At 69.8% G+C, this 1,349-nt stretch carries 2 protein-coding genes; both read right to left on the bottom strand.

What is annotated here, in order from left to right; all coding sequences use genetic code 11:
* Positions 1-136: 136 nt before the first annotated feature.
* Complete coding sequence (locus HUK84_RS18485; protein ID WP_176641538.1) at positions 137-919, bottom strand: ABC transporter permease; 783 nt, start codon at positions 917-919, stop codon at positions 137-139.
* A gap of 2 nt (positions 920-921) precedes the next feature.
* Positions 922-1,349 (bottom strand): ATP-binding cassette domain-containing protein (locus HUK84_RS18480; protein WP_176641537.1); only part of this gene is annotated, 428 nt, incomplete at its 5' end.

The following is a 1,349-nucleotide window of genomic DNA, read 5'->3' as shown; positions in this document are numbered from 1 at the left end:
CACTCGCCGCCCCCGCCGCCGGGGGCGCGCCAAGGCGTCAGCGCCGCCGGAATCCGGGCGCGGCGCAGCACATGGCGCGATCCGGACATCTCAAACATGGCGGGCTTCGCGCGGGGCGGTCTCAACCATGTCCGTCTCAGCCATGCTCGTGCCAGCGCCGCAGCACCCATTGCTGCAACCCCGCCATCACTCCGTACAGCACCAGCCCGGCCAGCGTGATCAGGGCCAGGGCGGCGAACATGCGCGGAATGTCCATCTGGAAACCCGATTGCAGGATTTCGTAGGCCAGTCCGGCGCTGTTGCCGCCCGTGCCGGCGACGAACTCGGCCACCACCGCCCCCACCAGCGCCAGGCCGCTGGAAATCCGCAACCCCGCCATGAACATCGGCACCGCGCTGGGGACCTGCAGCCGCCACAGGGTCTGGATCCGCGTGGCCTTGTGCATCCGAAAGAATGCCGCCAGCCCCGGGTCCACGCTGCGCAGCCCCTGCAGCGTGTTCGAGATGATCGGAAAGATCGCGATCAGCGTGGCGCAGATGACCAGCGCCGGCAGCGTCGTCTTGACCAGGATGATGATCAGCGGCGCCACCGCCACGATCGGCGTGACCTGCATGACGATCACGTACGGCATCAGGCTTCGCTCGATCATCCGGCTCTGCACCAGCAGAAACGCCACCAGCACCCCCAGGACCGCCGACAGGCCCAGCGCGATCATGGTGACCAGCAGCGTGCTGCGCAGCGCATGCAGCAGCGCCCATCCGTTCTGCACCAGCGCCGCGCCGATATCGCCGGGCGCGGGCATCAGATAGGGCGGGATGTGCCACAGCCGGCATCCCGCCTGCCACGCCAGCAGGACGGCCACCCCCACCAGCGTCGGCGCCGCGACCGCGGCGAGGCGCGCCCTCGTCGTTCCCCCCATCGTCAGGACTCCTCGTCCAGCCGGCTGGACGCGGATGCCTCGGCCAGCAGCGCCGTCAGGTCGCGGCAGATGGTGGCGAAGCGCGCGCTCAGCCGAAACGCGCCGTCCCGCGCGATCCCGGGTTCGATGACATATTCGGCGAAGACCCGGCCCGGATTGGCCGCCATCACGATCACCCGCGACGACAGGAACGCCGCCTCGTACAGCGAATGGGTGACGAACAGCGTCGTCAGCCCCTGCTGCGCGCACAGCCCCGCCATGTCCTCGTCCAGCCGGTTGCGCGTGCATTCGTCCAGCGCGCCGAACGGCTCGTCCATCAGCAGCAGGTCGGGATTCGTGACCAGCGCGCGGGCGATCGACACCCGCATGCGCATCCCGCCCGACAATTGCGCCGGAAAGCGCGCGGCCGCATGGGCCAGCCCCACCTGCT

Source organism: Nguyenibacter vanlangensis (assembly GCF_013376155.1).
Taxonomy (GTDB): Bacteria; Pseudomonadota; Alphaproteobacteria; order Acetobacterales; family Acetobacteraceae; genus Gluconacetobacter; species Gluconacetobacter vanlangensis.
This window is presented reverse-complemented; position numbering and strand designations above follow the sequence as displayed.